Source organism: Pseudomonas batumici (assembly GCF_036585405.1).
GTDB lineage: Bacteria > Pseudomonadota > Gammaproteobacteria > Pseudomonadales > Pseudomonadaceae > Aquipseudomonas > Aquipseudomonas batumici.
Window position 1 is genome coordinate 5,451,817 of the sequence record NZ_CP144470.1, and the last position, 26,978, is coordinate 5,478,794.

Here is a 26,978-nt window from a genome sequence, read left to right on the forward strand (position 1 = left end):
AGCAGCAGTCACAGGTGGTGCGGCACTGTAATCAGTGCAGCACCGAATGCGCAGTACCTAACGAAGACGGTAAAAAGCATGAATCTTCACGAGTATCAGGGTAAGCAGCTGTTCGCTGAATACGGCCTGCCAGTATCCAAGGGTTACGCGGTAGACACCCCGGAAGAAGCAGCAGAAGCTTGCGACAAGATCGGTGGTTCCGAGTGGGTTGTAAAAGCCCAGGTCCACGCCGGTGGTCGCGGTAAAGCGGGCGGCGTAAAGCTGGTTCGCAGCAAAGAAGACGCCAAAGCCTTCGCACAGCAGTGGCTGGGCAAGCGTCTGGTGACCTATCAGACTGACGCCAATGGCCAGCCTGTCACCAAGATCCTGGTTGAATCGTGCACTGATATCGCTAAAGAGCTGTACCTGGGCGCTGTCGTTGACCGTTCGAGCCGTCGCATCGTGTTCATGGCTTCCACCGAAGGTGGCGTGGACATCGAGAAAATCGCTCACGACACCCCTGAGAAAATCCTCAAGGCCACTATCGATCCACTGGTTGGCGCCCAGCCATTCCAGGGTCGCGAGCTGGCATTCCAGCTGGGTCTGGAAGGCAAGCAGGTTTCCCAGTTCGCCAAGATCTTCGTTGGTCTGGCCAAGCTGTTCCAGGACCACGACCTGGCCCTGCTGGAAGTGAACCCGCTGGTGATCAAGGCCGACGGCGATCTGCATTGCCTCGATGCCAAGATCAACATCGACGCCAACGCCATGTACCGTCAGCCTAAGCTGAAAACCTTCCACGATCCGTCCCAGGACGATCCGCGCGAAGCGCACGCTGCCAAGTTCGAACTGAACTACGTAGCCCTGGAAGGCAACATCGGTTGCATGGTCAACGGTGCCGGCCTGGCCATGGGTACCATGGACATCGTCAACCTGCATGGCGGCAAGCCAGCCAACTTCCTCGACGTGGGCGGCGGTGCAACCAAGGAACGCGTAACCGAAGCGTTCAAGATCATCCTGTCCGACACCAACGTCGCTGCAGTACTGGTCAACATCTTCGGCGGCATCGTTCGCTGCGACATGATTGCCGAAGGCATCATCGGCGCTGTGAAAGAAGTCGGCGTGAAAATCCCGGTTGTTGTTCGCCTTGAAGGCAACAACGCTGAACTGGGCGCTAAAGTACTGGCAGAAAGCGGCTTGAACATCATCGCTGCTACCAGCCTGACCGACGCTGCTCAACAAGTTGTCAAAGCTGCGGAGGGCAAATAATGAGCGTCCTGATCAATAAAGACACCAAGGTTATCTGCCAGGGTATCACCGGTTCGCAGGGCAGCTTCCACACCCAGCAAGCCATCGAATACGGCACCAAGATGGTTGGTGGCGTAACTCCGGGCAAAGGCGGTACCGAGCACCTGGGTCTGCCGGTGTTCAACACCGTGAAAGAAGCTGTAGCCGCCACTGGCGCCACCGCCAGCGTGATCTACGTTCCGGCTCCTTTCTGCAAGGACTCGATCCTGGAAGCAGCTTTCGGCGGCATCAAGCTGATCGTCTGCATCACCGAAGGCATTCCTACCCTGGACATGCTGGATGCCAAGGTCAAGTGCGACGAGCTGGGTATCACCCTGATCGGCCCTAACTGCCCAGGCGTGATCACTCCAGGCGAATGCAAGATCGGCATCATGCCAGGTCACATTCACTTGCCAGGCAAGGTCGGTATCGTTTCCCGTTCCGGCACCCTGACCTACGAAGCTGTGAAGCAGACCACTGACGCCGGTTTCGGTCAGTCGACTTGCGTCGGCATCGGCGGTGACCCGATCCCGGGCTCGAACTTCATCGACATCCTGAAGCTGTTCCAGGAAGACCCGAAGACCGAAGCGATCGTGATGATCGGCGAGATCGGCGGTTCGGCTGAAGAAGAAGCGGCGGCCTACATCAAGGCTCACGTGACCAAGCCGGTTGTTTCCTACATCGCGGGTGTGACTGCTCCTCCGGGCAAGCGCATGGGCCATGCGGGTGCAATCATCTCCGGCGGCAAAGGTACTGCGGACGAGAAGTTCGCTGCCCTGCAAGACGCCGGCGTGAAAACCGTGCGTTCGCTGGCAGACATCGGCAAGGCCCTGGCCGAGCTGACCGGTTGGGCCGTCAAGTAAGCCTCGCGCTTAACTGACGCTCCACCTGCAAAGGCCACCTTCGGGTGGCCTTTGTGCTTTCTGGGCTTCATATATAAATACGACATAAGGTCGTCGCTGGCAGGACAATATTTGCCCTCTAATAGTGCGTTTTTCACCCGAATTTGTTAGGGTGGCCGCCTCTTTTTGCGTCCGCTGCCCACAAGGCCGCCGCGCGCTAAACGGGTCGACCCCATACGGGCCGACAGCATTTCCCTCACCCCACGGGAAATCCCTCTCTAAATTCCGATTCAGCAGTGTGGTATTTCCTTAAAATGAAAGTGTTGAAAGGCCAGGACATCCTGGCGCTTGGCTTCATGACCTTTGCCCTGTTCGTCGGGGCCGGCAACATCATCTTCCCACCGATCGTCGGTTTGCAGTCCGGACCCCATGTCTGGATGGCGGCGCTGGGCTTCCTGATCACCGCGGTAGGCCTGCCGGTCATCACCGTGGTCGCGCTGGCCAAGGTCGGCGGTGCCATGGACGCCCTGAGCAGCCCCATCGGCAAGGTCGCCGGCGGCTTGCTGGCCGCTGCCTGCTACCTGGCGGTCGGTCCGCTGTTCGCCACGCCGCGCACCGCCACCGTGTCCTTTGAAGTCGGCCTGGCGCCGTTGACCGGCGAAAGCCCGCTGGCGCTGCTGATCTACAGTTCGCTGTATTTCCTGCTGGTGTTCTTCATCTCCCTGTACCCCGGGCGCTTGCTGGATACCGTCGGCCGTTTCCTCGCGCCGTTGAAGATCATTGCCCTGGCGGTCCTGGGGATCGCGGCGTTCGCCTTGCCGGCCGGCGATATCGGCACGGCCACTCCCGAGTACGTCGCGGCACCGTTCTCCCAGGGTTTCATCAATGGCTACCTGACCATGGATACCCTGGGCGCCCTGGTGTTCGGCATCGTCATCGTCAATGCCATCCGCTCCCGCGGCGTCGATTCGCCACGGCTGATCACCCGCTACGCCATCATTGCCGGCCTGATCGCCGGTGTCGGCCTGGCGCTGGTGTACATCAGCCTGTTCCGGTTGGGCGCGGGCAGCCATGAAGTGGCGGCCGGTGCCAGCAACGGCGCGGCGGTACTGCACGCCTATGTGCAACATACCTTCGGCTCCCTGGGCAGCGGTTTCCTCGCGGTGCTGATCTCCCTGGCGTGCCTGGTGACGGCGGTGGGCCTGACCTGCGCCTGCGCCGAGTACTTCAGCGGTATCCTGCCACTGTCGTACAAGAGCCTGGTGATCATCCTGGCGGCGTTCTCGCTGCTGGTGTCGAACCTGGGGCTGACCAAGCTGATTGCGTTCTCGATCCCGGTCCTGACCGCGATCTACCCGCCGTGCATCGCCCTGGTGGCCCTGAGTTTCTGCCAATCGTTCTGGCATGCGCAGGGGCGTATCGTCGGCCCGGTGATGCTGGTGTCGTTTCTGTTCGGCATGATCGACGCCCTCAAGGGGGCGGGGCTGGCGGACTGGATGCCGACGCAGCTGTCGCACCTGCCGTTGAGCGAGCAGGGCCTGGCGTGGCTGGTGCCTTCGGTGGTGATGCTGGTGATTGCGGTGGTGATCGACCGCTTGCTCGGCAAGCGCAGCGAAGCCCTGGCCTGACCGGCTCCTGCAGACATCCGACAAAATAAAACCCGCGCAAGGCGGGTTTTATTTTGTTTGGCGGTTTTTGCAAACAGGTGCTTGCAGGAAACTTCGGCCAATCAGGAGCCGGTGGCGGCCTTGGCTGGGGCTGGGGCTTCTACCGGCGCTTTGCTGGAATCAGCCGGAGCTTTGGCAGCTTCGACGTTTTCCTTGACGGCTTCGTTCACCTTATCCTGAGCCTGGCCCAGGCTCTTCTGAACTTGCTCGGCGGTTGGTTTGGCGTCTTGAGCTTTGTCCTCGGTTTTTTTATCGCAGGCGGCGAGACCGAGGGAAGCGGTCAACATCAAGGCAATAGCTAAAGTCTTACGCATGGGGGTGTTGCTCCTTTGTGAATATCACTGACTACTGGCCATTCAGAACACACCCCCCAGGGTTAAGTTCCTTGATTTTAAAAGATATATAAGTACCGACCGAACGGAACTTTTTCCCAGTGTTTCGTTTTATCGGGCACTTTTCTCCGGATGAGAGCCATCAGTTCATGACCCAGAGTCCCCTTTTCGAGCGCGCCACCCGCTTTCTCAGCGCTATCCGGCACTGCCAGGTACTCGGGCTGCGCTTGCACAGCGCCGATGCCCAGGGGCTGACCCTGATCCTGCCGTACAGTGCCGACATCGTCGGCGACCCACGAACCGGGGTCATCCACGGCGGGGCGCTGAGCACCCTGATGGACACCGCCTGTGGCATGGCCACCTTGTGTGTCCTGCCCGAGTTCGAGGTGTGTCCGACGCTGGACCTGCGCATCGACTACATGCATCCGGCCGCGCCCCAGCAGGATGTCTACGGTTTCGCCGAGTGCTACCGGGTCACCCGCGACATCATCTTCGCCCGCGGCTTTGCTTACCAGGATGACCCTGAACGACCCATCGCCCATGTGGTGGGCACCTTCATGCGGTTGGGCAAGGGGATCAAGGGCACCCAGGGCTTCAGCGGCTCGATCAACGGTGGTGCGGCATGAGCGACGACTTCAAGAAACGGCTGCAGCAGGCCCACCAGCAGGGCGACTACGGGCAATTGCTGCAGCTTATCCCCTATGCCAAGTTGATCGGCATCCAGTGCTCACGGCTGGGCGATGAGCTGTTGTTCTGCCTGCCGGCCAACCTGGACAACATCGGCAACCCTTTGCTCCCGGCGATTCACGGTGGAGTGATCGCCGGCTTCATGGAACTGGCCGCCGCCCTGCATCTGTTGGTGTTCACCGGCTCGCCGGGCGTGCCCAAGGTTATCGACTTTTCCGTTGATTACCTGCGTGCCGGGCAATATCGCGACACCTACGCCCAATGCCAGGTCTGCCGCCAGGGGCGACGAGTGGCGAACGTCGCGATCACCGCCTGGCAGGCTACCGTGGCCGAGCCGATTGCCACCGCCCGGGCCCACTTCAAGATCGAGGAAACGCTCCCGGGCACTTGAAATCCCCGACACCGTCCCCAACTCTGATGACAACCCGCCGCCAACCCTCACGGGGCGGCCACTGCCATCCAATTGGAGTTTGATGACCATGAGTGTGGAAACTCAAAAGGAAACCCTGGGCTTCCAGACCGAGGTGAAGCAACTGCTGCACCTCATGATCCATTCGCTGTATTCCAACAAGGAAATCTTCCTTCGCGAATTGATCTCCAACGCCTCCGACGCTGTCGACAAATTACGTTTCGAAGGCCTGTCCAAGCCCGAGTTGCTGGAAGGTGGCGCGGAACTGAAAATCCGTGTGAGCTTCGACAAGGACGCCAACACCGTCACCCTCGAAGACAACGGTATCGGCATGAGCCGCGACGATGTGATCACCCACCTGGGGACCATCGCCAAGTCCGGCACCGCCGATTTCATGAAGAATCTCTCCGGTGACCAGAAGAAGGACTCACACCTGATCGGTCAGTTCGGCGTGGGCTTCTACTCGGCCTTTATCGTCGCCGAGCAGGTTGAAGTATTCAGCCGTCGCGCCGGCCTGACCGCCAGCGAAGGCGTGCACTGGTCGTCCAAGGGCGAGGGCGAGTTCGAAGTCGCCACCCTCGAGAAGGCCGACCGCGGTACCCGCATCGTCCTGCACCTGAAATCGGCTGAAAACGAATTCGCCGATGGCTGGCGCCTGCGCAACATCATCAAGAAGTACTCCGACCATATCGCCCTGCCGATCGAGCTGCCGAAAGAAGTGGCCGCTGTCGAAGGCGAGGAGAAGCCGGCGCTGGAATGGGAAACCGTCAACCGCGCCAGTGCCCTGTGGACCCGTCCGCGCACCGAAGTGAAGGACGAGGAATACCAGGAGTTCTACAAGCACATCGCCCATGACTTCGAGAACCCGCTGAGCTGGAGCCACAACAAGGTCGAAGGCAAGCTGGAATACAGCTCGCTGCTCTACGTGCCGGCCCGTGCTCCGTTCGACCTGTACCAGCGTGAAGCGCCGAAAGGCCTCAAGCTGTACGTGCAGCGCGTCTTCGTCATGGACCAGGCCGAATCCTTCCTGCCGCTGTACCTGCGCTTCATCAAGGGCGTGGTCGACTCCAACGACCTGTCCCTGAACGTGTCGCGGGAAATCCTGCAGAAAGACCCGATCATCGACTCGATGAAGTCGGCGTTGACCAAGCGTGTCCTCGACATGCTGGAAAAACTGGCGAAGAACGAGCCTGAGCAATACAAGGGCTTCTGGAAAAACTTCGGCCAGGTCATGAAGGAAGGCCCGGCGGAAGATTTCGCCAACAAGGAAAAAATCGCCGGCCTGCTGCGTTTCGCCTCGACCCAGGGTGAAGACGGTGAGCAGGTGGTGTCCCTGGCCGAGTACCTGGCCCGCGCCAAGGAAGGTCAGGACAAGATCTACTACCTGACCGGCGAAACCTACGCCCAGGTCAAGAACAGCCCGCACCTGGAAGTCTTCCGCAAGAAAGGCATCGAAGTGCTGCTGCTGACCGACCGTATCGACGAGTGGCTGATGAGCTACCTCAACGAGTTCGACGGCAAGAGCTTTGTCGACGTCGCGCGCGGTGACCTGGACTTGGGCAACCTGGACTCGGAAGAGGACAAGAAGGCTGCCGAGGAAGTCGCCAAGACCAAGGAAGGCCTGGTGGAGCGCATCAAGACTGCCCTGGGCGACGCGGTCAGCCAAGTGCGGGTTTCCCACCGCCTGACCGATTCCCCGGCGATCCTGGCCATCGGTGAGCAGGACCTGGGCCTGCAGATGCGCCAGATCCTCGAGGCGAGCGGGCAGAAAGTGCCGGATTCCAAGCCGATCTTCGAATTCAATCCGGGGCACCCGCTGATCGAGAAGCTCGACGGCGAGCCGGACGAAGACCGCTTCGGCGATCTGTCGCACATCCTGCTCGACCAGGCGGCCCTGGCGGCCGGCGACAGCCTGAAGGATCCGGCGGCTTATGTCCGCCGGCTGAACAAGCTGCTGGTTGAACTGTCGGTTTAAGCACGTAGCACGAAAACCCGCTTCGGCGGGTTTTTTATCCTTGGATGTTTTTATCGGAGTCCGAAATGAGCCAAGTTACTGTGAGTTCGGTGGTCTATCAGATCGATGGCCAGTCCTATGAGAGTCGTCTGGCCTTTGACGCCGGTCACAAGGGGCCACGTCCGGGCCTGCTGATGGCGCCGAACTGGATGGGCGTCAGCGCCGGTGCCGAGAAGATCGCCGAGGCGGTGGCGGCCAAGGGGTATGTGGTGTTGATCGCCGACCTCTACGGTCAGTCGGTGCGTCCGAGCAATGGCGATGAAGCCGGCGCGGCGATGATGCCGTTGAAAAATGATCGCGCCCTGCTGCGCAAGCGTATGCAGGCGGCGTTCGAAGCGCTGCAAGGCCAGGCGTTGGCGGCGGTGGACACGGCGAAGCTGGCGACCTTCGGTTTCTGCTTTGGCGGTTGCTGCTCGCTGGAGCTGGCCCGTACCGGCGCGCCGTTGAAAGCGGCGGTGTCGTTCCATGGCACCCTGGACACGCCGAATCCGGCGGATGCGAAGAACATCAAGGGCTCGGTGCTGGTGCTGCATGGCGCCTCCGACCCGCTGGTGCCGAAAGAGCAACTGCCGGCCTTCGAAGACGAAATGAATGCCGCGGGTGTCGATTGGCAGTTGTTGAGCTATGGCGGCGCGTTCCACTCCTTCACTGATCCGCACGCCAATGTGGCGGGCATGATGATGTACGACGCGAAGACCGCCGCTCGCGCGTTCGTGTCGATGCACAACCTGCTGGAAGAAGTGTTCAAGGGCTGATGGCTTCACGCTGGCCGACCTGTAGGAGCCGGCAAGCCGGCTCCTACAGGTTTGCGTCTGCCTGCTGCGGGCGTGTCGGCAGCTCGATCCGCTCGCTTTCCCCCGGTACCTTCGGCCAGTCGCCGGCCGCCCAGCGCTGGCGGGCGCTGTCGATCAGCGCCGGATCGCTGGCGACGAAGTTCCAGTTCATCCGCCGTGGCCCGTCCAGCGGTGCGCCGCCGATCACCACCAGATGACACTCGCTTTCGGCGAACAGCGTGAGGCTGGCCCCCGCGGGCAGCACCACCAGGTTGTGCGGCTCCAACGCTTCGCCCTCCAGCTGCGCCTCGCCTTCCAGCACATAGACCGCGCGCTCTTCATACTCATCCGGAATCAGCAGGGTGGTTGCGCTTTCCATCCGGATATCGGCATACAGCGTGGGCGACAGCACCGGTACCGGCGACGTCAGGCAAAAACCGCTGCCGGCGATCAGGCGGATCTTCACCCCCAGGTTGTCGCTGCAGGGCAGGCTGGCGGCGGGGTGATGACTGTAGTGACCGGGACCCTGCTCCAGGGCCTTGGGGGATGCCAGCCAGATCTGCAGGCCGTGCAGGCTGGAGCCGCTGGCGACGAGGGCGGCCGGGGTGCGTTCGACATGGGCGATGGCGCTGCCGGCGGTCATCCAGCTGACATCGCCGGGCATCACGTGCTGGTCGGAGCCGAGGCTGTCCTTGTGCACGATCTCGCCGGCGAACAGGTAGGTCAGGGTCGACAGGCCGATATGCGGGTGCTGCCGCACATTCATCCCATGCCCCGGCGGATAGCGGGTTTCCAGCATATGGTCGAAAAACACGAAGGGCCCGACGCTGCGGCACTGGGCCGAGGGCAGGGGGCGCAGGATCGGTTGACCTTCGACATCCTCGGCGCGAGGACGGATCACCAGTGGTGTGTTCATGGGGCTTCCTGGCTCAGCGGGCAATGCGTCAAGCATAACCCGCTTTTTGGCCGGCGCCTTTACTGGCTGAAGGCGCCTTCGGCCAGCAGGGTTTCGATGCTGACTTCGGTGCTGGTCATCAACTTGTGCACCGGGCAGCGGTCGGCGACTTTATGCAGTTCTTCGCGCTGGGCATCGCTGAGCGCGCCCTTGAGGGTCAGCTTGACCTGCAGGCCATACTTGCCTTTCAGTTCCTGGCTGTTGTCGCGCTTGACCTCGACTGTGACCCCGGTCAGCGGGATACCTTTCTTCTGCGCGTAAAGCTTGAGCGTCAGGGCCTTGCACGTCCCCAGGGCGGCGTCGAAATAGTCGTGGGGTTCCGGGGCGGAGCCTTCGCCACCTGCCGCCTTGGGCACATCGGCGAACAACTGGTGATCATCGATCTGCACGCTGTGACGGAAACCTTCGCTGGATTCGGTGTTGATGGTGATGGTCATGAAAGCCTCGTGGCGAGAGTGACGGGAAAAGACCCTGAACCTTATAGAACACTCGGCGAGGGAGGTGTTCAGCTTTTTTCGCGGTCGTGCCCGATTGTGCAGCGTTCCTCTCCCGGCGGGCAAAAAAAAGCCCCGAACCAGTCGGGGCTTTTTTCATCTTGCGATCAGGCCGGGCTTACTTGCCCTGCCAGCGCTTCAGGACCAGGGTGGCGTTGGTGCCGCCGAAGCCGAAGCTGTTGCTCATCACGTTGTTCAGCTCGACGTTTTCGCGGGTCTTGGTCAGGACCGGCAGGTCGGCGACTTCCGGATCCAGCTCTTCGATGTTGGCGGAGCCGGCGATGAACTTGCCTTCCATCATCAGCAGGCAGTAGATCGCTTCGTGAACACCGGCAGCGCCCAGGGAGTGGCCGGACAGGCTCTTGGTCGAACTGATGGCCGGAGCCTTGTCGCCGAAGACTTCACGCACACCTTTCATTTCCGCGACGTCGCCGACCGGAGTCGAGGTGCCGTGGGTGTTCAGGTAGTCGATCGGGCCGTCAACGGTGGACATCGCCATCTGCATGCAGCGCACGGCGCCTTCACCGCTTGGCGCGACCATGTCGTAGCCGTCGGAGGTAGCACCGTAGCCGACGATTTCGGCGTAGATCTTCGCGCCACGGGCCAGGGCGTGTTCCAGCTCCTCGACCACCACCATGCCGCCACCGCCGGCGATGACGAAACCGTCACGCTTGGCGTCGTAGGCACGCGAGGCCTTCTCCGGGGTTTCGTTGTACTGGGTGGAGAGGGCGCCCATGGCGTCGAACAGGAACGACTGGCTCCAGTGCTCTTCTTCACCGCCACCGGCGAAGACGATGTCCTGCTTGCCCATCTGGATCTGCTCCATGGCGGTACCGATGCAGTGAGCACTGGTGGCGCAGGCGGAGGAGATCGAGTAGTTCAGGCCCTTGATCTTGAACGGCGTGGCCAGGCATGCGGAAACGGTGCTGCCCATGGTGCGGGTCACGCGGTACGGACCGACGCGCTTCACGCCCTTTTCGCGCAGGATATCCAGCGCTTCCATCTGGTTCAGGGTCGAGGCGCCGCCGGAGCCGGCCACCAGGCCGGTGCGCGGGTTGGACACCTGCTCTTCGCTCAGGCCGGCGTCGACGATGGCGTCTTTCATGGCCAGGTAGGCGTAGGCCGCCGCGTGGCCGACGAAGCGATAGATCTTGCGATCGATCAGTTCTTCGAGATTGAGGTCGATGGAGCCGGAAACCTGGCTACGCAGACCCATTTCGGCATATTCCGGGTTGAAGCGGATGCCAGGGCGGCTTGCACGCAGGTTAGCGGAGACGGTCTCTTTGTCATTGCCCAGGCACGAAACGATGCCCAGACCAGTGATAACGACGCGGCGCATGCGAATAACCCTTAGAAGTTGTCAGTGGAGGTGAAAACGCCGACCCGAAGGCCTTCGGCGGTGTAGATCTCGCGACCGTCGACCGTCACCGAACCGTCGGCGATGGCCAGGTTCAGCTTGCCTTTGAGGACGCGCTTGATATGAATGTTGTAGGTCACTTTCTTGGCGGTCGGGAGGACCTGGCCGAAGAATTTCACTTCGCCCGAACCCAGCGCGCGACCACGGCCCGGCAGACCCTGCCAGCCGAGGAAGAAACCGACCAGTTGCCACATGGCGTCGAGACCCAGGCAGCCCGGCATCACCGGATCGCCTTCGAAATGGCAGGCGAAGAACCACAGGTCCGGATTGATATCCAGCTCGGCGACCAATTCACCTTTGCCGTACTTGCCACCCTCTTCGCTGATATGGGTGATGCGATCCACCATCAGCATGTTCGGGGCGGGCAGTTGCGCGTTACCTGGGCCGAACAGCTCACCGCGACTGCAGCGCAGCAGGTCTTCCCGGGTAAAGGCGTTTTGTTTGGTCATGCGAGCTCCTCAATAGTCCCATGCGGCAGGTGGGGCAAATCTTCCCGGCCGATCGAAGCGTTCACGCCTCGATTCGACAGCCTACTCATAGACTATTGCGTTGTGGTGAAAGTCACAGCGCCAAGGACATGAATGTACACTTGTGCACTGAAATTTTTATTCAAGCCGGTTTTCCAGCTCATTCGGGTGTCTAAGACTGCCGCACTTTCGTCTTTCACGCCAGTCACACATGGTATTCAAGGCAGCCAATGCTGGAGAATCTGCTGCAGATCCATGCGTTTGAAGGGCTTGGCCAGGTAGTCGTTCATCCCGGCCCGCAGGCAGTTCTCGCGGTCGCCCTGCAAGGCGTTGGCGGTCAGGGCGATGATCGGCACCTGGGCGTACTCGGGCAGTTGGCGGATTTGCCGGGTGGCTTCGTAGCCGTCGACGATCGGTAGCCGGCAGTCCATCAGGATCGCCGCGAACAGGCTGTTTTTCGCGTTGTCGATGGCCTGGGCGCCGTCGGTGGCCAGGCTGACGTCGAAGCCCAGGCCGCGCAGCATGGCGTTGATGACGGTCTGGTTGACCGGGTTGTCTTCCACCAGCAGCACCTTGCGCCCTTCGCCATGGTCGGCGGGCGCTGACGGCAAGGCGGCCGGCTCGGCCGGGTGATGCAGGGCCAGGGGGATTTCCAGGGTGAAGACCGAGCCCTGGCCCTCTTCGCTGCGGGCGTGCAGGGTGCCGCCCATGCGCTCGGCCAGGGTCCGCGCAATGGGCAGGCCCAGGCCAGTGCCGCCGTAGCGCCGGGAGATCGAACTGTCGGCCTGCTGGAAGGCATCGAACATCAGTTCCAGGCGTTCGCTGGAAATGCCGATGCCGCTGTCGCGGACCGTGCAGGTGAACCACAGCACGTCGTCGTCCAGGGCCTGCCAGTGCGGTTCGATGCCGACGCTGCCATGTTCGGTGAATTTCAGTGCATTGCCGATCAGGTTGACCAGGATCTGGCGGATCCGCGTCGGGTCGCCCTTGACCTGCAAGGCCTGCATGTCCGCCGGGATCTGCAGGTCCAGGCGCAACCCGCGTTGGCTCGCGTTGTGCTGGAAAGCCTGGGCGCAGCTGTTGATCAGTTCGGCAAGGCGGAACGGAATGTGTTCCAGCTCCAGGGCCGAACGCTCGATCCGCGAGAAGTCGAGGATATCGTTGATCACCTTGAGCAAGTGCTCGGTGGATTCCGAGGCCAGGGCCGCGTACTCACTCTGTTCCTCGGTCATCTCGGTGGTTTCGAGCAGTTGCAGCATGCCCAGTACACCGTTCATCGGCGTGCGCAGTTCGTGGCTCATCATGGCCAGGAAGTCCGACTTGGCATTGTTGGCCCGTTCCGCTTCCTCGCGGGTCTGGATCAACTGGGCAATGGCCTGGTGCTGTTCGCGGCTGGCCTGGTCCAGGGCGCCGGCGAGGTTGTTGATATGTCGCGACAGGGCGCCGAGCTCGGTGTCGTCCACCACCGGCAGCTGGGTCTTGTAGTCGCCCTGTTGAATCGCCTTGACCGCGTGGCCCATGGCGCTGATCGGTTGCGACAGGCTGGCCGCCAGTCGCCGGGCCAGGAGAAAGGTGAACAGCAGGGCGAACAGCGCCAGGATGCCGGCCTTGAGCAGGATCTCCTGTTGCCGCTGGCTGAAGGCGTCGTTGGACATGCCGACAATCACCCGTCCCAGATAGTCCTCGCTGGTCGTCACGCCCGCGCTGCCGTGTTCCTGCAGGAAGTCGTTGTCCAACCGAATGCGTTGCAGGCGCACCGGCGCCTGGAACAGTTTGGTCGACTGGGGCCGGGCATGCTCCTGCGCGGATTGCTCGACATACACCAGGATGTTGTTGCTGCGGTCCTGGACCTCGAGGAAGCGCACGTGGGGCGTGGCCAGGGTCGCCCGCATCAGGCTTTCCAGGACTTCGTTGTTGCCGGAGATCACCCCGTATTCGGTGGCCGGGGCCAACTGGTTGGCGATCAGCTGACCGGTGTGGTCGAGTTCCTGGCGCAGGTCCTGGATCCGCACGAAGGTGAAGAAACTGATCAGCAGCAAGGTCAGCAACAGCGCGGGGCCGAGGCTGATCATCTGGGTCCGGGCGCTGATGCCCCAATACCGTCGCAGGGTCATGGGCGGGTCTCTCCTTCGGCCAGCCGGTGGGCGAGCGAGGCTTCGTCGATTGGTTCGATACCCAGGGAACGGGCGACTTGCGGGTTGCTCAGGACCTTGAACCGTTGCGGATACAGGCTGCCCGGCCAGCCGGACGGGGGCCGCTCGAGCAACTCGTCGAGGATCGCCAGCCAGTCGCTCTGGTCGCTGTAGGTGCTGGCCAGGCTGCCAGCCTTGACGAAGCCGGCGTTGGGACCGATCAGCGCCAGTTGCCGGGCATAGCTGCTGAGCAACAGGTTCTTCGCGGTCCTGGGGTTATACAAGGTCGGATCGTCCAGCCCCAGCAGGACGTCGCTGCTCTTGAGCAGGCTCTGCAGGGGGCGACTGTCGCTGGTGTCGTCCCAGCGCTGGGGGACGATCTCCAGTCCCAGGGGGCGGGCCGCCTGGTCCAGCTCGGCCAGCAGGAACTCGCTGCTTCGGGTATAGAGCACGCCGATCCGGCGGGCCTGGGGCATGACCTCGCGGATCAGGCGCAACTGGCGGGGCAGCGGCGGGTCGCTCCACAGCAGGCTGAGATTGGCCGGCGGGCCGTTTTCCAGGCGCTGCATCGCTTGCAGGCGGCTGATGCGCAGGACCAGGGTCGCGGGGCCTTGTTTATCCTTCAGTCGCCAGTCGAGGCTGGGCGGGTCCAGCAGGATCAGCCGGGTGGCCGGCGGTAGTCGGTTGGGCTCGGGCATCTGCGCCAGGGGCACGAAGCGTATACGGTCGTTCGGGCGCTGTTGCGCCAGCGCGGCGGTGAAGGCCTGGACCCCGGGGCTGTCCTCGACGCCGGTCAACAGCACCTCGGCCGCCCGCGCCGGGAGGCTCGGCAACAGCACCAGCAGGGCCAGCCCCAGCGTCCTCAGGCAGCGGCCCCATCCGGATGTCATCCTTGACCCAAAGGTGCTCATTGTCAGAACTCCAGCTCTGCGCTGAAGTAGACGGCACGACGCTGGTTGTAATTGTTGTCGACCCAGGTGATGGGCTGGTCGTCGAGACGTTGTTGCAGCATCCCGGCCAGTTCCAGGCTGGCCCTGCCCAGGGGAATACGCTTGGCGAGGCGCAGGTCGACCCGTTCGAAGCGATATTGGTTGATGGCGTCGTCGCCATAGTAGAAGACCGAACTGGACCAGCCTGCGCCCCAGTCGCGCATCCAGCCGGCCGAGCCGCTGTTGCGTGCGGTGAAGTGCTCGTCGACCGGGTTGCTGGCCTGGACATCGACATAGGCATAGGTCAGGCGCAGGCGGTCGGCGCTGTCCAGGCGCCAGTCGAACTGGGCTTCGCTGCCGGTAAAGCGTGAGCTGTTGGCGTTGCTGGCGATGAACTGGTTGTTGCGCAGCGGCGTACTGATCATGTCGCTGATTTCGTCGTAGAACAGCTTCACGTCGAGGCTCAGGCCGATCTCGGCGAAGAAACCGTTATAGCCCAGTTCGCGCGAGCGCATGCGCTCCTTGTCCAGGTTTCCCGGGCCACGGGTCTGGACGAAATACTGGCCGCTGTTCTGACCGTAGGTGGGGGAGTCCAGGTTGGTGACCCGATAGCTCCAGTTGACGTTGTTCTCGAACATGTCCGGCGAGCGAATGGCTTCGGAATAGACCGCGCGCAGGCCATGCCGGGGATTGATCAGGTAGTTCACCGCAAAGCGCGGGGTCAGGGAGCTGCCGGTCAGTTGCGTATCTTCGTACATGGCGCCGCCCTGTACCAGCCAGTGTTCGCTGGCGCGCCACTCGAGCTGGCCGAACAGGCGCCAGGTGGTGTCGTCGGCGGTGCCATTGAAATAGGTCTCGGAGTCTGCCCGGTCATAACGATAGTTCATGCCGCTGACCAGGCGCAGGCTGTCCGACAGGCTCAGGGTGTCCTGCAGTTCGAGATCGTAGCGGGTCTCGCGGGTGCTTTGGTCGATATCGCCGCAGACGGTCTGGCTGGCACCGCCGGCCCATTGGCCGAGGACCTGGTTGGCCAGCGCCTGTTCGGCGGCACTGCCCGCCGGCGGGTTGCCAGGGGAGTAACTGGTTATATTGCGTGCCAAGGTTTCGGCATAGTTGGGATTCAACTGCCACAACTGGGTCAGTTGCGGACTGAACGAGATCTTGGCATCGCAGGCGCGCCAGACCTGCTGGCGATCCCAGTGCTGGGCCGAGCCCTGGATATACAGGCTGTGCTGGGGATTGAGGTCGAGGTTCCAGCGCAGCGAGCCGGCATAGTCCTTGGCGACCACGTCGGAATTGTCGCCGGCCGCAGTGATGCCGGGAAACACCGCCTTGTAGGTGTAGGGCCGCTGGTTGGTGCCGTCCTTGACGTTCAATTGCCAATCGATGCTCTGTCGTTCATCGAGCGTCTGGCTGACCGAGAGGTTGACCCGGGTGATGCGCCGGCCGTCGCGGTAGTCCGCGCCCAGGTGGTCGCTCTGGAAACCTTCGTCTTCCTGGCCGGACATCGACAGGCGCAGGTCGCCGGTACCCCAGCCCGTGCCCTGGCTGGCGTACCAGTCATTGATGCCGCGATCGCCGCGGGTGACCTTCAGTTGCGAACCGTGGGTACTGCCCGGCGACTTGGTGAGGATGTTGACCACCGCCATCAGCGCGTTGGCGCCGTAGCTGACGGTATTGGGGCCACGAAAGACCTCGATGCGCTCGATATCCTCCAGGGCCACCGGGATATCGCTCCAGTCCACGGTCGCCAGGCCCGCGCGATAGACCGAGCGGCCATCGATCAGGACCTGCATGCGCCGGGCGTTGGCGGCGTCGGTGCCGTGGTAGTTGATGCTGGCCTGGTTGCCGTTGGTGTAGCCGACCATCATGCCCGGCACCAGGCGCAGCAGCTCGCTGATATCCCGGGCGCCGCTGGCCTTGATCAGTTCGTTGTCGATCACCGTCATGCTGCCGGGCACGGCGGCCGGCGATTGTTTCAGGCGGGTGGCCGTCAGCACCTCGGGCAGGGGCTGGTTTTCCAGGAACAGGTCGTCAGCCAGCAGCGGGCCGCTGAACAGCAGGGCCAGGGCGACGGAGGAGCGAGCGGTGGGAGGGCCAAAAGACACGGCACAGCCTTGAGGAAAATAATAGCCGTGCATGTTAACCGAGCTTGGCGGCTTTGCCATGGCGTTTGGCCGTCATTGTATAGGTTGAATCGGTCAGGCCCCACAAGGCTCGTCCTGGCAGTGGGGGCGTATTGGGGCTGGCTGCCGATGACGGGCTCCGTATAATGCAACCATCGCCATTGGTAGGGATAGACGGGTTACATATGACTGAACAGTACCCAATCGCGGTTCTGGGTGGCGGAAGTTTCGGGACCGCCATCGCCAATCTGCTGGCCGAGAACGGCCACCGCGTGCGCCAATGGATGCGCGACCCCGAGCAGGCCGAGGCCATTCGCGTCAATCGCGAGAATCCGCGTTACCTCAAGGGCATCCAGGTGCATCCGGCGGTCGAGCCGGTGACGGACCTGAGCGCGACCCTCGACGACTGCGAGCTGTTTTTTGTCGCCTTGCCCTCCAGCGCCTTGCGCAGTGCGCTGGCCCCCATGCCGAGCGCCTGGGCGGCAAGTTGCTGGTGAGCCTGACCAAAGGCATCGAGGCGCAGACCTTCAAGCTGATGAGCGAGATCCTCGAAGACATCGCGCCGCAAGCACGGATCGGCGTGTTGTCCGGGCCGAACCTGGCCCGTGAAGTGGCCGAGCACGCCTTGACCGCCACGGTGGTGGCCAGTGAGGACGAGGAACTCTGCAGCCGTGTCCAGGCCGCGCTGCATGGGCGGACCTTCCGCGTGTATGCCAGCGCCGACCGTTTTGGTGTCGAGCTGGGCGGTGCCTTGAAGAATGTCTACGCGATCATTGCCGGCATGGCGGTGGCGCTGGGCATGGGCGAGAACACCAAGAGCATGCTGATTACCCGGGCCCTGGCGGAAATGACCCGCTTTGCCGTCAGCCAGGGTGCCAACCCCATGACCTTCCTGGGCCTGGCCGGGGTGGGCGACTTGATCGTCACCTGCTCCTCGCCGAAGAGCCGCAACTATCAGGTCGGTTTCGCCCTGGGCCAGGGGTTGAGCCTGGAAGACGCCGTCGCCCGCCTGGGCGAGGTCGCCGAAGGGGTCAACACCCTCAAGGTGTTGAAGGTCAAGGCGCAGGAAGTGGGTGTCTATATGCCCCTGGTGGCCGGTTTGCATGCCATTCTGTTTGAAGGGCGTACCCTGAACCAGGTGATCGAGCTGCTGATGCGCGGCGAGCCGAAAACCGATGTCGATTTCATTTCCACCAGCGGTTTCAACTGAAATTCAGCGCCACGGGAGCGAGTCATGAACGAGTCCAAGTACGAATCCATTGTGTTGCGCATTGTCTGGATGCTGGTGTTCCTGTTGGTCTGGCAGGTCGCCCAGCTCCTCCTCGGGGGGCTGGTGCTGGTGCAGTTGCTCTATCGGCTGGTCTATGGCGCGCCGAGTGCCAACCTGATGAGCTTCGGCGACAGCCTGAGCCAGTTCCTGGCCCAGATCGGCCGGTTCGGCAGCTTTCATACCGAACAGAAGCCCTGGCCGTTCGCCGACTGGCCGGCGCCGCGGGCTCCAGAGGGAGAGGCGCCGCATGTGGTACCGCCGGCGCCGCATCCGGCCCGTGACGAGGAGCCCAAGCTGTGAAGGTCTGGATCCTGCGCCATGGCGAAGCCGAGCCCCAGACCCGTAGCGATGCCGAACGGGCGCTGACGGCCCATGGGCGCAAGCAGGTCCTGCACAGTGCCGCCCACCTGATCGGCCAGCCGTTGTCGGCGATCTACGCCAGCCCCTACGTGAGGGCGCAACAAACCGCGCAACTGGTGCGTGAGGTGCTGGGCTTCGAGGCCGAGATCATCACCGTGCCCTGGCTGACCCCCGATACCCCTGCGCGGGATGTCAGCCTGCGGCTCGACGCTGCTGGCCAGGACCTGTTGCTGGTCAGCCATCAACCGCTGGTGAGCAATCTGCTCAGCCTGCTGCAGCACGGGCATGTGTATCAGCCGGAGCCCATGGGGACGGCCAGCCTGGCCGAGCTGGAAGGGGAGTTGCCGCTGGACGGCGGGATGACGCTCTTGGGCATCCGCCACCCCTGAGGTTCAGTGGCTCAGCACCGCACCGAGCAGGTCGGTCCTGGTGTTTTTCAGGGTCGCGGCGTTGACCTTGGCGCCCTTGAACAGGCAGGCCTCGAAGTGACCGGACAACACGGTGTTGCGCAGGTCGCAATGGCTGAAGTCGTTGCTTTTGAATCCACTCGACAGCAGCGCTCCGTTGAGGTTGGCGGCCCTGAAGTCGGCCTCCTGGTATTGCCCGAAAAACCTCACCCCCCTTAAGTCGCCCCCGCTCAGGTCAACGCCGATCATGTTGACGTTGGTCACCTGCAAGGTCCGCAAGGCCTGGCAGATGGACGCCTTGCTCCAGTACCTGAAGGCGCTGCAGGTCTCATCGTCCTGGAACGGCAGATGCTGGATCGCCTGCCGGTCCTCGGCGACGATGTTCAGGGCGCAGCGCTTCAGGGCATGGGTCAGTTGCGGGGAAAGGGCGGGCGGTACCCGCAAGTCGAACAGTTTCTTCTGCACATGCAGGGAAACCCTCCGCCACCGTCCAGGTGGACACCGTCCCAACTGTTCAGGATCCCGGTAAAGCGCGCGGCGGCGGCCACCATCAGCTCCAGCAGGTCGGCCAGCGGGTACTGGCGCAGGGACGGTGCGCTGCCGAGGAAAAGCCGCGCCTGGGCCAGCGAATCCTTCAGGCCCAGCAGGGTCAGGTCCCGTTCGAGCTGCGAGCAGTCGTCGGCTGTCGCCGCAAGGAGCGCGCCGCTGTGAGTGTCGACCGGGCCGGCGTGTGGCGAGGGCGCAGGGGCCTGGGCGTTGCCCACGGGCATGAAGCGGCGAAGAAGACGGCCTATCGTTGCCATGGAGATCTCTTGCAAGGGCTGGGGGGCGGAAATTCGACGCGATATGCACCGCGGCGACTATCAGATTCCGCCCGGCTTTCCCGGCGCAGGCTGTTGCCTCCTGCGCCCCGCAAGACCTTTTTCAGCTTGCGACCTTCTGTTCTTCCGTGGAATAGTCAACCGAGCGCCTGCTTGGTTTGCCGGGGCCTATCCGTGTGGGCGCCCGGCGCGAGCGCGGACCGGACCCCTGGCCGCAGGCATGACGAATAACCACAGTAGGGGAATCCACCATGGCCTTGTGGCGCACCGCACCGAATCTCGAACAACTCAATGCCTTGCAGAAAAACACCATCGGCGAACTGCTGGATATTCGCTTCGAAGCCTTTGATGACGAGTCGCTGACGGCCAGCATGGTCATCGATCACCGCACCCATCAACCCTACGGGCTGCTGCACGGCGGCGCCTCGGTGGTGTTGGCCGAAAGCGTCGGCTCCATGGCCAGCTTCCTCTGCATCGACACGAGCCAGTTCTATTGCGTGGGCCTGGAAATCAATGCCAACCACCTGCGAGGCCTGCGCAGCGGGCGGGTAACGGCCGTGGCCAAAGCCATCCATATCGGTCGCACCACCCATGTCTGGGATATCCGCCTGAGCAGCGACGAGGGCAAGGCCAGTTGCGTGTCGCGCCTGACCATGGCCGTGGTGCCGCTGGGGCAGACCCCGCCAGGCCGCTGAGTCGAGCCATGGCCGGACTGTCACCTTTCCTGGCAGTTACGGTCATTGCCGGGGGCCGGCTCCTGCCGACAATGAACACTGGTTTTTTTCGAGATGTGTCCGGTATGTCGAAGCATGTGTTCTTCGCCCACGCCAACGGTTTTCCTTCGGGGACCTACGGTAAATTGTTCGCCGCCCTGTCGCCGGAGTATCAGGTTGCGCATCTGCAACAGCATGCCCACGACCCGCGTTTCCCGGTGGACGACAACTGGCACAACCTGGTCGACGAACTGATCCATCACCTGGAACAGCAGCCCGAGCCGGTCTGGGGTGTCGGCCATTCCCTGGGCGGTGTCCTGCACCTGCACGCGGCGCTGCGTTGCCCGCAGTTGTACAAGGGCGTGGTGATGCTCGATTCGCCGGTGCTGACCCGCACCGACCAGTGGGTGATCCGTGCGGCCAAGCGCCTGGGTTTTATCGACCGCCTGACGCCGGCCGGGCGGACCCTGGGGCGACGGGAAGAATTCGCCGACCTCGACACGGCCCGCCAGTACTTTGCCGGCAAGACCCTGTTTCGCGGCTTCGATCCGGAGTGTTTCGACGCTTATCTGCAACACGGTCTGCGCCGGGACGGTGACCGCCTGCGCCTGAGCTTCGACCCGGCGACGGAAATCAGCATCTATCGCGGCGTCCCCCATACCAGCCCGGGTCTGGCCCGGCATCTGAAGGTGCCGCTGGCGGTGGTTCGCGGTCGGCAGAGTCGCGTGGTCATGCCGCATCACACCCGCAGTGTCGATCGCCTGCCCCATGGTGAATCCCTGAGCATGCCCGGCGGCCACATGTTTCCCCTGCAGCGTCCCCAGGACACCGCGCAGTTGCTCAAGAGCATTTTCGCCCGCTGGGAACGCCAGGCCGGGCAGGGGCGTTGCGCATGAGCCATCCGGTGGAAGAGGTGCGCCTGAGCCTGCCGCATATCGAGCTGGCGGCCCATCTGTTCGGCCCCGAGGACGGGCAGCCGGTGATTGCCCTGCACGGCTGGCTGGACAATGCCAACAGCTTCGCGCGCCTGGCGCCGAAACTCCACGGCCTGCGCATCGTCGCCCTGGACATGGCCGGGCACGGGCATTCCGGGCATCGCCCGGTGGGCGCGGGGTACGCGCTGTGGGATTACGTTTACGACGTCCTGCAGGTCGCCGAGCAGTTGGGCTGGAAGCGCTTCAGCCTGTTGGGGCATTCCCTGGGGGCGATTGTCTCGATCGTGCTGGCCGGCGCCTTGCCGGAACGGGTAACGCGCCTGGCCCTGATCGACGGGGTGATTCCACCCACCGGCAGCGGCGAAAACGCCGCCGAGCGCCTGGGCATGGCCTTGCAGGCGCAGCTTGAGTTGCAGGACAAGCGCAAGTCGGTGCACCCGACCCTGGACCGGGCCATCGAGGCGCGCATGAAGGGCCTGGTGGCGGTCAGCCGCGAAGCCGCCGAGCTGTTGGCCCAACGCGGCCTGATGCCGGTGCCCGGCGGTTACACCTGGCGCAGCGACAACCGCCTGACCCTGCCGTCGCCGTTGCGCCTGACCGAGGAGCAGGCCATGGCCTTTATCCGCCGCATCGCCTGCCCGGCCCAACTGGTGGTGGCCGAGCAAGGCATGTTGGCCCAGCACAAGGACTTGCTCGATCGTCTACCCTTCAACCTGGAGCACCTGCCGGGCGGGCATCATCTGCACCTGAACGATGAGGCCGGGGCGATCCTTGTTGCAGACTGTTTCAATCGCTTTTTCTCCATGCCTTGACTTGTCACCTGCAACTGTCGAGGCTTGGCGGGTTGAAAGGGAGACAACCATGCCAGACCTCGACCTCCACGCGACCTTGAGTCGTCCTGTTCCGGCACGTCCTGTTCCGGTCATCGTGCTTACCGTTCAGGCCCTGTCTATCCGATGATGAAGTTATCCACAGCCCTGGCCTGTGCCATGGGGATGGCCTGTTCCAGTTCGTCGCTTTTCGCCGCCGATGTGCCGGGCAGCCACGATCTGGCGCTGGTGCCGCGCCTGGCCGATGCGCAGATCGTCGATTATCGGGCGCCGGCCGAGCTGGAGCGGATTTATCCACAGGGCGCGATCCGCAAGATCAGCAACCGCCTGCGCAGTGATGCCCAGGTCAGTGCTCGCGGGCAGATGACCTCGGTGACCTACGAGCTGCCGCCCGAACACGGGGCCGACGAGGCCTTCACCGCGGCGCGCGAAGCCTTGCAGAAGCAGGGCGCGCAGTTGCTGTTCTGGTGCCAGGCCCGCGATTGCGGGGAAAACAGCCTGTGGGCCAATGAAGTGTTCGGCAATGCCGTCTTGTCCGGCGCGGACGACCAGCAGGCTTACCTGCTGCTGCGCCTGGCGGCTCCGGCGGACAATTCGCTGGTGGCCTTGTACAGCATCACCCGGGGCAACCGCCGGGCCTACCTGCATGTGGAGCAGTTCGCGTCCGCCTCGCCGCTGGGGGAGTTGCTGCCCACCTCCGCGACCTTGCTGCGTGAACTGCGCGATACCGGCAAGCTCGACTTGCCGAAGTTGGTCGGCGATCCCCAGGCCACCTGGGTCACCCTGATTTCCCGGGGCCTGAACCTGGACACGAGCTTGCGGGTCAGCCTCTCGGGGGCGTCCGCCGAGGCCTGGCGTCAGGGGCTGATGGCCCAGGGGGTGAGGGCGGCACGCCTGGAAGTGGGGAACGTCACCTCCAGCGGTTTGCACATCGAATTACTGCGGTAGCGGCTGTACGAAGCGCCTCCGAGAGACGATCATGCGGTTTTCCGGTTGAGCCGGATCGTCTGTCGGTAAACGCCTGACCCAGGCTTGGCCTACGCTTTCATTGCCCTTCTTTGTCTGGAATACCCATGCCCAATAATGATCGTCTGCTGGTGCAGATACTGCTCCTTGTGCTGTTCGGTGCCACCCTATGGGTGCTGGCGCCGTTCTGGTCGGCGCTGTTCTGGGGCGCCGTGCTGGCGTTTGCCAGTTGGCCGTTGATGCGCCTGTTGACCCGTGTAACGGGGAATCGCGAGTCCCTGGCGGCCGGGCTGCTGACCCTGGGCTGGATGTTGCTGGTGGCCGGCCCGCTGGTGTGGCTGGGGCTCAACCTGGCGGACCATGTGCGCGATGCGGTGACCTTCATCAAGGATGTCCAGGTCGACGGGTTGCCCGCGGCACCGGCCTGGCTGGGTACCTTGCCCATCGTTGGCGAACGGCTGGTGGGCATCTGGAACACCATCGACCAGCAGGGCGCGGCCATGCTGGTGGCGATCAAGCCTTATCTGGGGCAGGTCGGCAACTGGTTGCTGGCGCGCAGTGCGCAGATCGGCGGCGGGATACTCGAGCTGACCCTGAGTATCGTCTTCGTGTTCTTTTTCTATCGCGACGGTCCGCGGCTGGCGGCCTTTATCCACGGCCTGCTGGAGCGGCTGATCGGCGAACGGGCCGATTACTACCAGGAACTGGTGGCGGGCACGGTGCAACGGGTGGTCAACGGTGTGATCGGCACGGCGGCGGCCCAGGCCCTGCTGGCCCTGATCGGTTTCCTGATTGCCGGTATCCCCGGGGCGTTGGTGCTGGGGATCGCGACCTTCCTGCTCAGCCTGATTCCCATGGGGCCACCGCTGGTATGGATTCCCGCCACGGCCTGGCTGGCCTGGAAAGGCGAGTATGGAATGGCGGTGTTTCTCGGAATCTGGGGCACCTTCATCATCAGTGGCGTGGACAACGTGCTCAAGCCGTACCTGATCAGCCGTGGCGGCAACCTGCCGCTGGTGATCGTGTTGCTGGGGGTGTTCGGCGGCTTGATCGCCTTTGGCTTTATCGGTCTGTTTATCGGCCCGACCTTGCTGGCGGTGGCCTACAGCCTGTTGATCGACTGGAGTGCGAGCCAGTCGCGGCGCGAGTAGGAGCGAGCTTGCTCGCGATGGACGTCAACGATGACGTGGGGTATCTGATGCCCCGCGTTGTCAGAACCACCATCGCGAGCAAGCTCGCTCCTACAAGAGAGCGGATCAGGCCGCTGCGGCGGTGACGCTGCTGGTGCTGGTGCTGGTGCTGCTCTGGTCTGCGGTCTGGCTATTGAGGCTGACCATCAACCGACTCAACGCCTCGGCGATGTTCTCCTGGGCGGTCTGGCTGTTGCTGCCCGAACCCGTGCCCGTACCGGTGTTGCTGGTGCTGCTGGCACTGGCCAGGGCCTGGAGCAACAGAGTCGTGGCGTTGAGGCTGCTGCTGGTGCTGCTTGTACTATCGGTGCTGCTGGTACTGCTGGTACTGGCGGTGGTGCCAGTGGTGGAGCTGCTGGTCGAGCTGCCCTGCAAGGCGCTGGTCAATTCGGCCAGGCTGATGCTGCCGTCGCCATTGGTGTCCAGTTGGCTGAACAGGTCACTGGCGGACATCGAGGGTGGCGGTGGTGGCGGTTGATTCGCGGACAGGGCGGAGGCCAGTTCGCTGGTGCTGATGCTGCCACTGTTGTCGGTGTCCAGGGCGCTGAACAGCGAGGCGCTGTCGGTGGTGATGCCGGCGTTGGTCAGCCCGGCGGCCAGCTCGCTGCTGCTCACGGAACCGTCACCGTCGGTGTCCAGGGCCTTGAGCAGGGCATCGGCCAGTTTGGTGTCGGGCGCCTGGTCGCCATGGGCGGGCGGCTTCATCGCCGACAGTTCGCTCAGGCTGAGGGTGCCGCTGCCGTCGGTGTCCAGCGAGTCGAAGTTCTGGCTCAGGTTGTTGAGCAGTTTGCTGTCGCTGTTCTTTGACAGGGCCGCCTTCAGTTCGTCCTTGCTGATGGAGCCGTCACCATCGGTGTCGAGCTTGGCGAGCAGCTGCTTCTGGAATTGTTGCTGGCGTTGCGTCGCCGTCGTGCTGCTGGTGTTGTAACCGGTATAGCTCGAGTAGTTGCTGACGCTACTGATCGTGCTCATGTGCACACTCCCTAAGTGTTGGCAAAACCGATGGCGGTGCATCGGCCTGTGCAGCCTCCAAGGCCCAGGTGTCGTGGGTATGTGGGTTTTGTACCGGTTGTTACACAGAGCACTCAGGCCCGGGGCAGGCACACCACGGCGGTCAGGCCGCCGCCCGGGGTTTCTTCCAGGGTCAGTTCGCCACCCAGGCGCTGGGCCGCTTCCCGGGCAATGGTCATGCCCAGGCCGACGCCACCGGAGTTGCGGTTGCGCGAGCCTTCCAGGCGATAGAAGGGTTCGAACACCGCCTCGCGCTTCTCCGCGGCAATCCCCGGACCATGGTCGATGACCCGGATCAGCAGTTGCCGGCGGCTGTCTTCCAGGGTGATCAGGGCGTCACCGGCATAGCGCAGGGCGTTGTCCAGCAGGTTGTTCAGGCACGAGCGCAGCGCCATGGGTTGCACCAGCAGGGGCGCGCAGTGGCCGCTGGCCAGGACCTGCGAACCCTGGTCCTGGGCGTTTTCGCACAGCGACTCCACCAGCGCCTGGACATCCATCCATTGCATCGCCTCGCTGGTGCGCTGCTCATGCAGGTAGCTGAGGGTGGCGTCGAGCATACCGATCATGTCGTCCAGGTCCTGGCGCATCTGGCCCTGGAGTTTCAGGTCGTCGATCTGTTCGAGGCGCAGCTTGAGACGCGACAGCGGGGTGCGCAGGTCGTGGGACACGGCCCCGAGCATGCGCGCGCGTTGTTGCACCTGTTCGCGGATGCGTTGCTGCATCAGGTTGAAGGTAATGGCTGCCTGCCGTGCTTCACGCGGGCCGGTCTCATCCAGCGGGGGGATGTTGAGGTCTTCACTCAGGCGTTCGGCGGCATCGCTCAGGCGCTGGATCGGCCGCGACAGCAGCTTGGCACCGTACCAGGCGGCAATCACCAGGGAAATCATCTGGAACGTCAGCGGCACCAGCGGCCCGCCAAACCAGGGGCGGGGCGGACGATGCGGGCGGGGCGGCGGACTGTCGGGGTCGAAGTTGTCCATCATGCCGGGAGGCGGCGGCGGTGGCGGAGGCGGGCCGCCGTAATGATGGAACCAGAGGAAAGCCAGCAGATGGGCGAGAATGATCGCCACCAACGACACACCGAACAGGCGTCCGAACAGCGTGTCGAAGCGTGCGCGCATCAGCCGATTTCTCTCGCGTCGAACAGGTAGCCTTCACCCCGTACGGTCTTGATCAGTTGCGGCGATTTCGGGTCGTCGCCGAGTTTCTGTCGCAGCCGCGAGACCAGCAGGTCGATGCTGCGGTCGAAGGCCTCGATGGAGCGACCGCGGGCGGCATCGAGCAACTGCTCGCGGCTGAGTACCCGGCGCGGGCGTTCGATGAACACCCAGAGCAGGCGGAACTCGGCGTTGGACAGCGGCACCACCAGCCCGTCGTCGGCGATCAGCTGGCGCAGCACACTGTTCAGGCGCCAGTTGTCGAAGCGGATATTGGCCCGCTGCTCGGTGCGGTCGTCACGTACCCGGCGCAGGATGGTCTGGATCCTGGCCACCAGTTCCCGGGGCTCGAAGGGCTTGGCCATGTAGTCGTCGGCCCCCAGTTCCAGGCCGATGATCCGGTCGGTGGGTTCGCAACGGGCGGTGAGCATCAGGATCGGGATATCCGATTCGGTGCGCAGCCAGCGACACAGCGACAGGCCGTCTTCGCCCGGGAGCATGAGGTCCAGCACCACCACGTCGAAGGTTTCGAGCTGCAAGGCCTGGCGCATGCCGGCGCCGTCGGTGACACCGGTGGCCTGGATGCTGAAGCGTGCCAGGTAGTCGATCAGCAGTTCACGGATCGGGATATCGTCGTCGACGATCAGCGCGCGGACATTCCAGCGCTTGTCATCGCCCGGCGAGAGCGGCTTGTTGACATCAGCCAGAGGAGCGGGAGTGTTCTGCATGCGTGCGATTATCTACCGGTAGGCGGCCAACCACCAAGAGGGGCCGCGAGATTGTTGCAGGATAGGTACCCGGCCAGCAGGCG

At 63.2% G+C, this 26,978-nt stretch carries 27 protein-coding genes and 1 pseudogene; 15 read left to right on the forward strand and 13 right to left on the reverse strand.

From position 1 onward, the window contains the following. The first annotated feature begins 78 nt into the window (after positions 1 to 78). The 3 genes from sucC to brnQ all read left to right on the forward strand — a co-directional run bounded on the left by sucC (position 79) and on the right by brnQ (position 3,733). Positions 79 to 1,245 (forward strand): ADP-forming succinate--CoA ligase subunit beta, encoded by a 1,167-nt coding sequence (gene sucC, locus NUH87_RS24885; RefSeq protein ID WP_040065299.1) that lies wholly within the window; start codon positions 79 to 81, stop codon positions 1,243 to 1,245. Further along, positions 1,245 to 2,126, forward strand: coding sequence for a succinate--CoA ligase subunit alpha (gene sucD / locus NUH87_RS24890; RefSeq protein WP_040065301.1), 882 nt, complete (start codon positions 1,245 to 1,247; stop codon positions 2,124 to 2,126). The genes sucC and sucD overlap by 1 nt, the downstream gene beginning before the upstream one ends. 293 nt (positions 2,127 to 2,419) lie before the next feature. Continuing rightward, the gene (brnQ, locus tag NUH87_RS24895) at positions 2,420 to 3,733 is read left to right on the forward strand and encodes a branched-chain amino acid transport system II carrier protein (protein ID WP_040065302.1); all 1,314 of its coding nucleotides are present in this window, start codon (positions 2,420 to 2,422) and stop codon (positions 3,731 to 3,733) included. A gap of 101 nt (positions 3,734 to 3,834) precedes the next feature. On the opposite strand, the gene NUH87_RS24900 is transcribed toward brnQ, so the two are convergent. Then, entirely contained in the window at positions 3,835 to 4,086 is a 252-nt protein-coding gene (locus NUH87_RS24900; protein WP_338523075.1) for a hypothetical protein, read from the reverse strand. Between the two features lie 167 nt (positions 4,087 to 4,253). Here NUH87_RS24900 and NUH87_RS24905 point away from each other — a divergent pair, with 167 nt between their 5' ends. The 4 genes from NUH87_RS24905 (at position 4,254) to NUH87_RS24920 (ending at position 7,969) form a co-directional block, all read left to right on the forward strand. Next, the gene (locus NUH87_RS24905) at positions 4,254 to 4,730 is read left to right on the forward strand and encodes a PaaI family thioesterase (protein WP_338523076.1); all 477 of its coding nucleotides are present in this window, start codon (positions 4,254 to 4,256) and stop codon (positions 4,728 to 4,730) included. After that, positions 4,727 to 5,182 carry a PaaI family thioesterase gene (locus tag NUH87_RS24910; RefSeq protein ID WP_338523077.1) on the forward strand — a complete coding sequence of 152 codons (456 nt, stop codon included), beginning with the start codon at positions 4,727 to 4,729 and terminating at the stop codon, positions 5,180 to 5,182. Before NUH87_RS24905 ends, NUH87_RS24910 begins: the two co-directional genes overlap by 4 nt. 88 nt (positions 5,183 to 5,270) lie before the next feature. Beyond that, positions 5,271 to 7,175, forward strand: coding sequence for a molecular chaperone HtpG (gene htpG / locus NUH87_RS24915; protein WP_338523078.1), 1,905 nt, complete (start codon positions 5,271 to 5,273; stop codon positions 7,173 to 7,175). Between the two features lie 65 nt (positions 7,176 to 7,240). Continuing rightward, entirely contained in the window at positions 7,241 to 7,969 is a 729-nt protein-coding gene (locus NUH87_RS24920; protein WP_338523079.1) for a dienelactone hydrolase family protein, read from the forward strand. A 43-nt stretch (positions 7,970 to 8,012) separates the two neighbouring features. Here the strand turns inward: NUH87_RS24920 and NUH87_RS24925 are convergent, their stop codons facing one another. The 7 genes from NUH87_RS24925 to NUH87_RS24955 all read right to left on the reverse strand — a co-directional run bounded on the left by NUH87_RS24925 (position 8,013) and on the right by NUH87_RS24955 (position 16,522). Then, entirely contained in the window at positions 8,013 to 8,903 is an 891-nt protein-coding gene (locus tag NUH87_RS24925; RefSeq protein ID WP_338523080.1) for a pirin family protein, read from the reverse strand. 59 nt (positions 8,904 to 8,962) lie between these two features. Continuing rightward, positions 8,963 to 9,379: an OsmC family protein gene (locus NUH87_RS24930; RefSeq protein ID WP_338523081.1), complete on the reverse strand. Its 417-nt coding sequence runs from the start codon at positions 9,377 to 9,379 to the stop codon at positions 8,963 to 8,965. A gap of 175 nt (positions 9,380 to 9,554) precedes the next feature. Next, on the reverse strand, positions 9,555 to 10,775 hold the full coding sequence (fabB, locus tag NUH87_RS24935) for a beta-ketoacyl-ACP synthase I (RefSeq protein ID WP_040065310.1): 1,221 nt from the start codon (positions 10,773 to 10,775) through the stop codon (positions 9,555 to 9,557). An 11-nt stretch (positions 10,776 to 10,786) separates the two neighbouring features. Further along, positions 10,787 to 11,302: a 3-hydroxyacyl-[acyl-carrier-protein] dehydratase FabA gene (gene fabA / locus NUH87_RS24940; protein ID WP_040065317.1), complete on the reverse strand. Its 516-nt coding sequence runs from the start codon at positions 11,300 to 11,302 to the stop codon at positions 10,787 to 10,789. Positions 11,303 to 11,538: 236 nt separating this feature from the next. Continuing rightward, a complete protein-coding gene (locus NUH87_RS24945; protein WP_338523082.1) occupies positions 11,539 to 13,434 on the reverse strand; it encodes an ATP-binding protein in 1,896 nt (631 codons plus the stop codon). After that, positions 13,431 to 14,363, reverse strand: coding sequence for an ABC transporter substrate-binding protein (locus NUH87_RS24950; RefSeq protein WP_422393878.1), 933 nt, complete (start codon positions 14,361 to 14,363; stop codon positions 13,431 to 13,433). The genes NUH87_RS24945 and NUH87_RS24950 overlap by 4 nt, the downstream gene beginning before the upstream one ends. A 2-nt stretch (positions 14,364 to 14,365) precedes the next feature. Continuing rightward, complete coding sequence (locus tag NUH87_RS24955) at positions 14,366 to 16,522, reverse strand: TonB-dependent receptor plug domain-containing protein (protein WP_422393879.1); 2,157 nt, start codon at positions 16,520 to 16,522, stop codon at positions 14,366 to 14,368. A 170-nt stretch (positions 16,523 to 16,692) separates the two neighbouring features. On the opposite strand from NUH87_RS24955, the pseudogene NUH87_RS24960 reads away from it, so the two are divergent. The 3 genes and pseudogenes from NUH87_RS24960 to sixA all read left to right on the forward strand — a co-directional run bounded on the left by NUH87_RS24960 (position 16,693) and on the right by sixA (position 18,526). Then, positions 16,693 to 17,717, forward strand: a pseudogene (locus tag NUH87_RS24960) (NAD(P)H-dependent glycerol-3-phosphate dehydrogenase). A 24-nt stretch (positions 17,718 to 17,741) separates the two neighbouring features. After that, entirely contained in the window at positions 17,742 to 18,077 is a 336-nt protein-coding gene (locus NUH87_RS24965; protein ID WP_338523085.1) for a DUF4389 domain-containing protein, read from the forward strand. Then, a complete protein-coding gene (sixA, locus tag NUH87_RS24970) occupies positions 18,074 to 18,526 on the forward strand; it encodes a phosphohistidine phosphatase SixA (protein ID WP_338523086.1) in 453 nt (150 codons plus the stop codon). The genes NUH87_RS24965 and sixA overlap by 4 nt, the downstream gene beginning before the upstream one ends. A 3-nt stretch (positions 18,527 to 18,529) precedes the next feature. Here sixA and NUH87_RS24975 read toward each other — a convergent pair whose 3' ends face one another. Beyond that, positions 18,530 to 19,009, reverse strand: a complete 480-nt coding sequence (locus NUH87_RS24975) for a pentapeptide repeat-containing protein (RefSeq protein ID WP_338523087.1) — start codon at positions 19,007 to 19,009, stop codon at positions 18,530 to 18,532. Further along, a complete protein-coding gene (locus NUH87_RS24980; protein ID WP_338523088.1) occupies positions 18,955 to 19,347 on the reverse strand; it encodes a hypothetical protein in 393 nt (130 codons plus the stop codon). The genes NUH87_RS24975 and NUH87_RS24980 overlap by 55 nt, the downstream gene beginning before the upstream one ends. A 269-nt stretch (positions 19,348 to 19,616) precedes the next feature. Here NUH87_RS24980 and NUH87_RS24985 point away from each other — a divergent pair, with 269 nt between their 5' ends. The 5 genes from NUH87_RS24985 to NUH87_RS25005 all read left to right on the forward strand — a co-directional run bounded on the left by NUH87_RS24985 (position 19,617) and on the right by NUH87_RS25005 (position 23,960). Continuing rightward, positions 19,617 to 20,060 (forward strand): hotdog fold thioesterase, encoded by a 444-nt coding sequence (locus tag NUH87_RS24985; protein ID WP_338523089.1) that lies wholly within the window; start codon positions 19,617 to 19,619, stop codon positions 20,058 to 20,060. A gap of 104 nt (positions 20,061 to 20,164) precedes the next feature. Then, entirely contained in the window at positions 20,165 to 20,974 is an 810-nt protein-coding gene (locus NUH87_RS24990) for an alpha/beta hydrolase (RefSeq protein WP_338523090.1), read from the forward strand. Continuing rightward, complete coding sequence (locus NUH87_RS24995; RefSeq protein WP_338523091.1) at positions 20,971 to 21,825, forward strand: alpha/beta hydrolase; 855 nt, start codon at positions 20,971 to 20,973, stop codon at positions 21,823 to 21,825. The genes NUH87_RS24990 and NUH87_RS24995 overlap by 4 nt, the downstream gene beginning before the upstream one ends. A gap of 147 nt (positions 21,826 to 21,972) precedes the next feature. Then, entirely contained in the window at positions 21,973 to 22,791 is an 819-nt protein-coding gene (locus NUH87_RS25000) for a DUF4892 domain-containing protein (protein ID WP_338526932.1), read from the forward strand. Positions 22,792 to 22,916: 125 nt separating this feature from the next. Continuing rightward, positions 22,917 to 23,960, forward strand: coding sequence for an AI-2E family transporter (locus NUH87_RS25005; protein ID WP_338523092.1), 1,044 nt, complete (start codon positions 22,917 to 22,919; stop codon positions 23,958 to 23,960). Between the two features lie 105 nt (positions 23,961 to 24,065). Here the strand turns inward: NUH87_RS25005 and xopAW are convergent, their stop codons facing one another. From xopAW to NUH87_RS25020, 3 genes are all read right to left on the reverse strand, one after another. After that, positions 24,066 to 24,971: a XopAW family type III secretion system calcium-binding effector gene (gene xopAW, locus NUH87_RS25010; RefSeq protein ID WP_338523093.1), complete on the reverse strand. Its 906-nt coding sequence runs from the start codon at positions 24,969 to 24,971 to the stop codon at positions 24,066 to 24,068. Positions 24,972 to 25,084: 113 nt separating this feature from the next. Beyond that, positions 25,085 to 26,131: a sensor histidine kinase gene (locus NUH87_RS25015; RefSeq protein ID WP_338523094.1), complete on the reverse strand. Its 1,047-nt coding sequence runs from the start codon at positions 26,129 to 26,131 to the stop codon at positions 25,085 to 25,087. Continuing rightward, on the reverse strand, positions 26,131 to 26,895 hold the full coding sequence (locus tag NUH87_RS25020) for a response regulator (protein ID WP_040065506.1): 765 nt from the start codon (positions 26,893 to 26,895) through the stop codon (positions 26,131 to 26,133). The genes NUH87_RS25015 and NUH87_RS25020 overlap by 1 nt, the downstream gene beginning before the upstream one ends. Between the last annotated feature and the right edge of the window lie 83 nt (positions 26,896 to 26,978).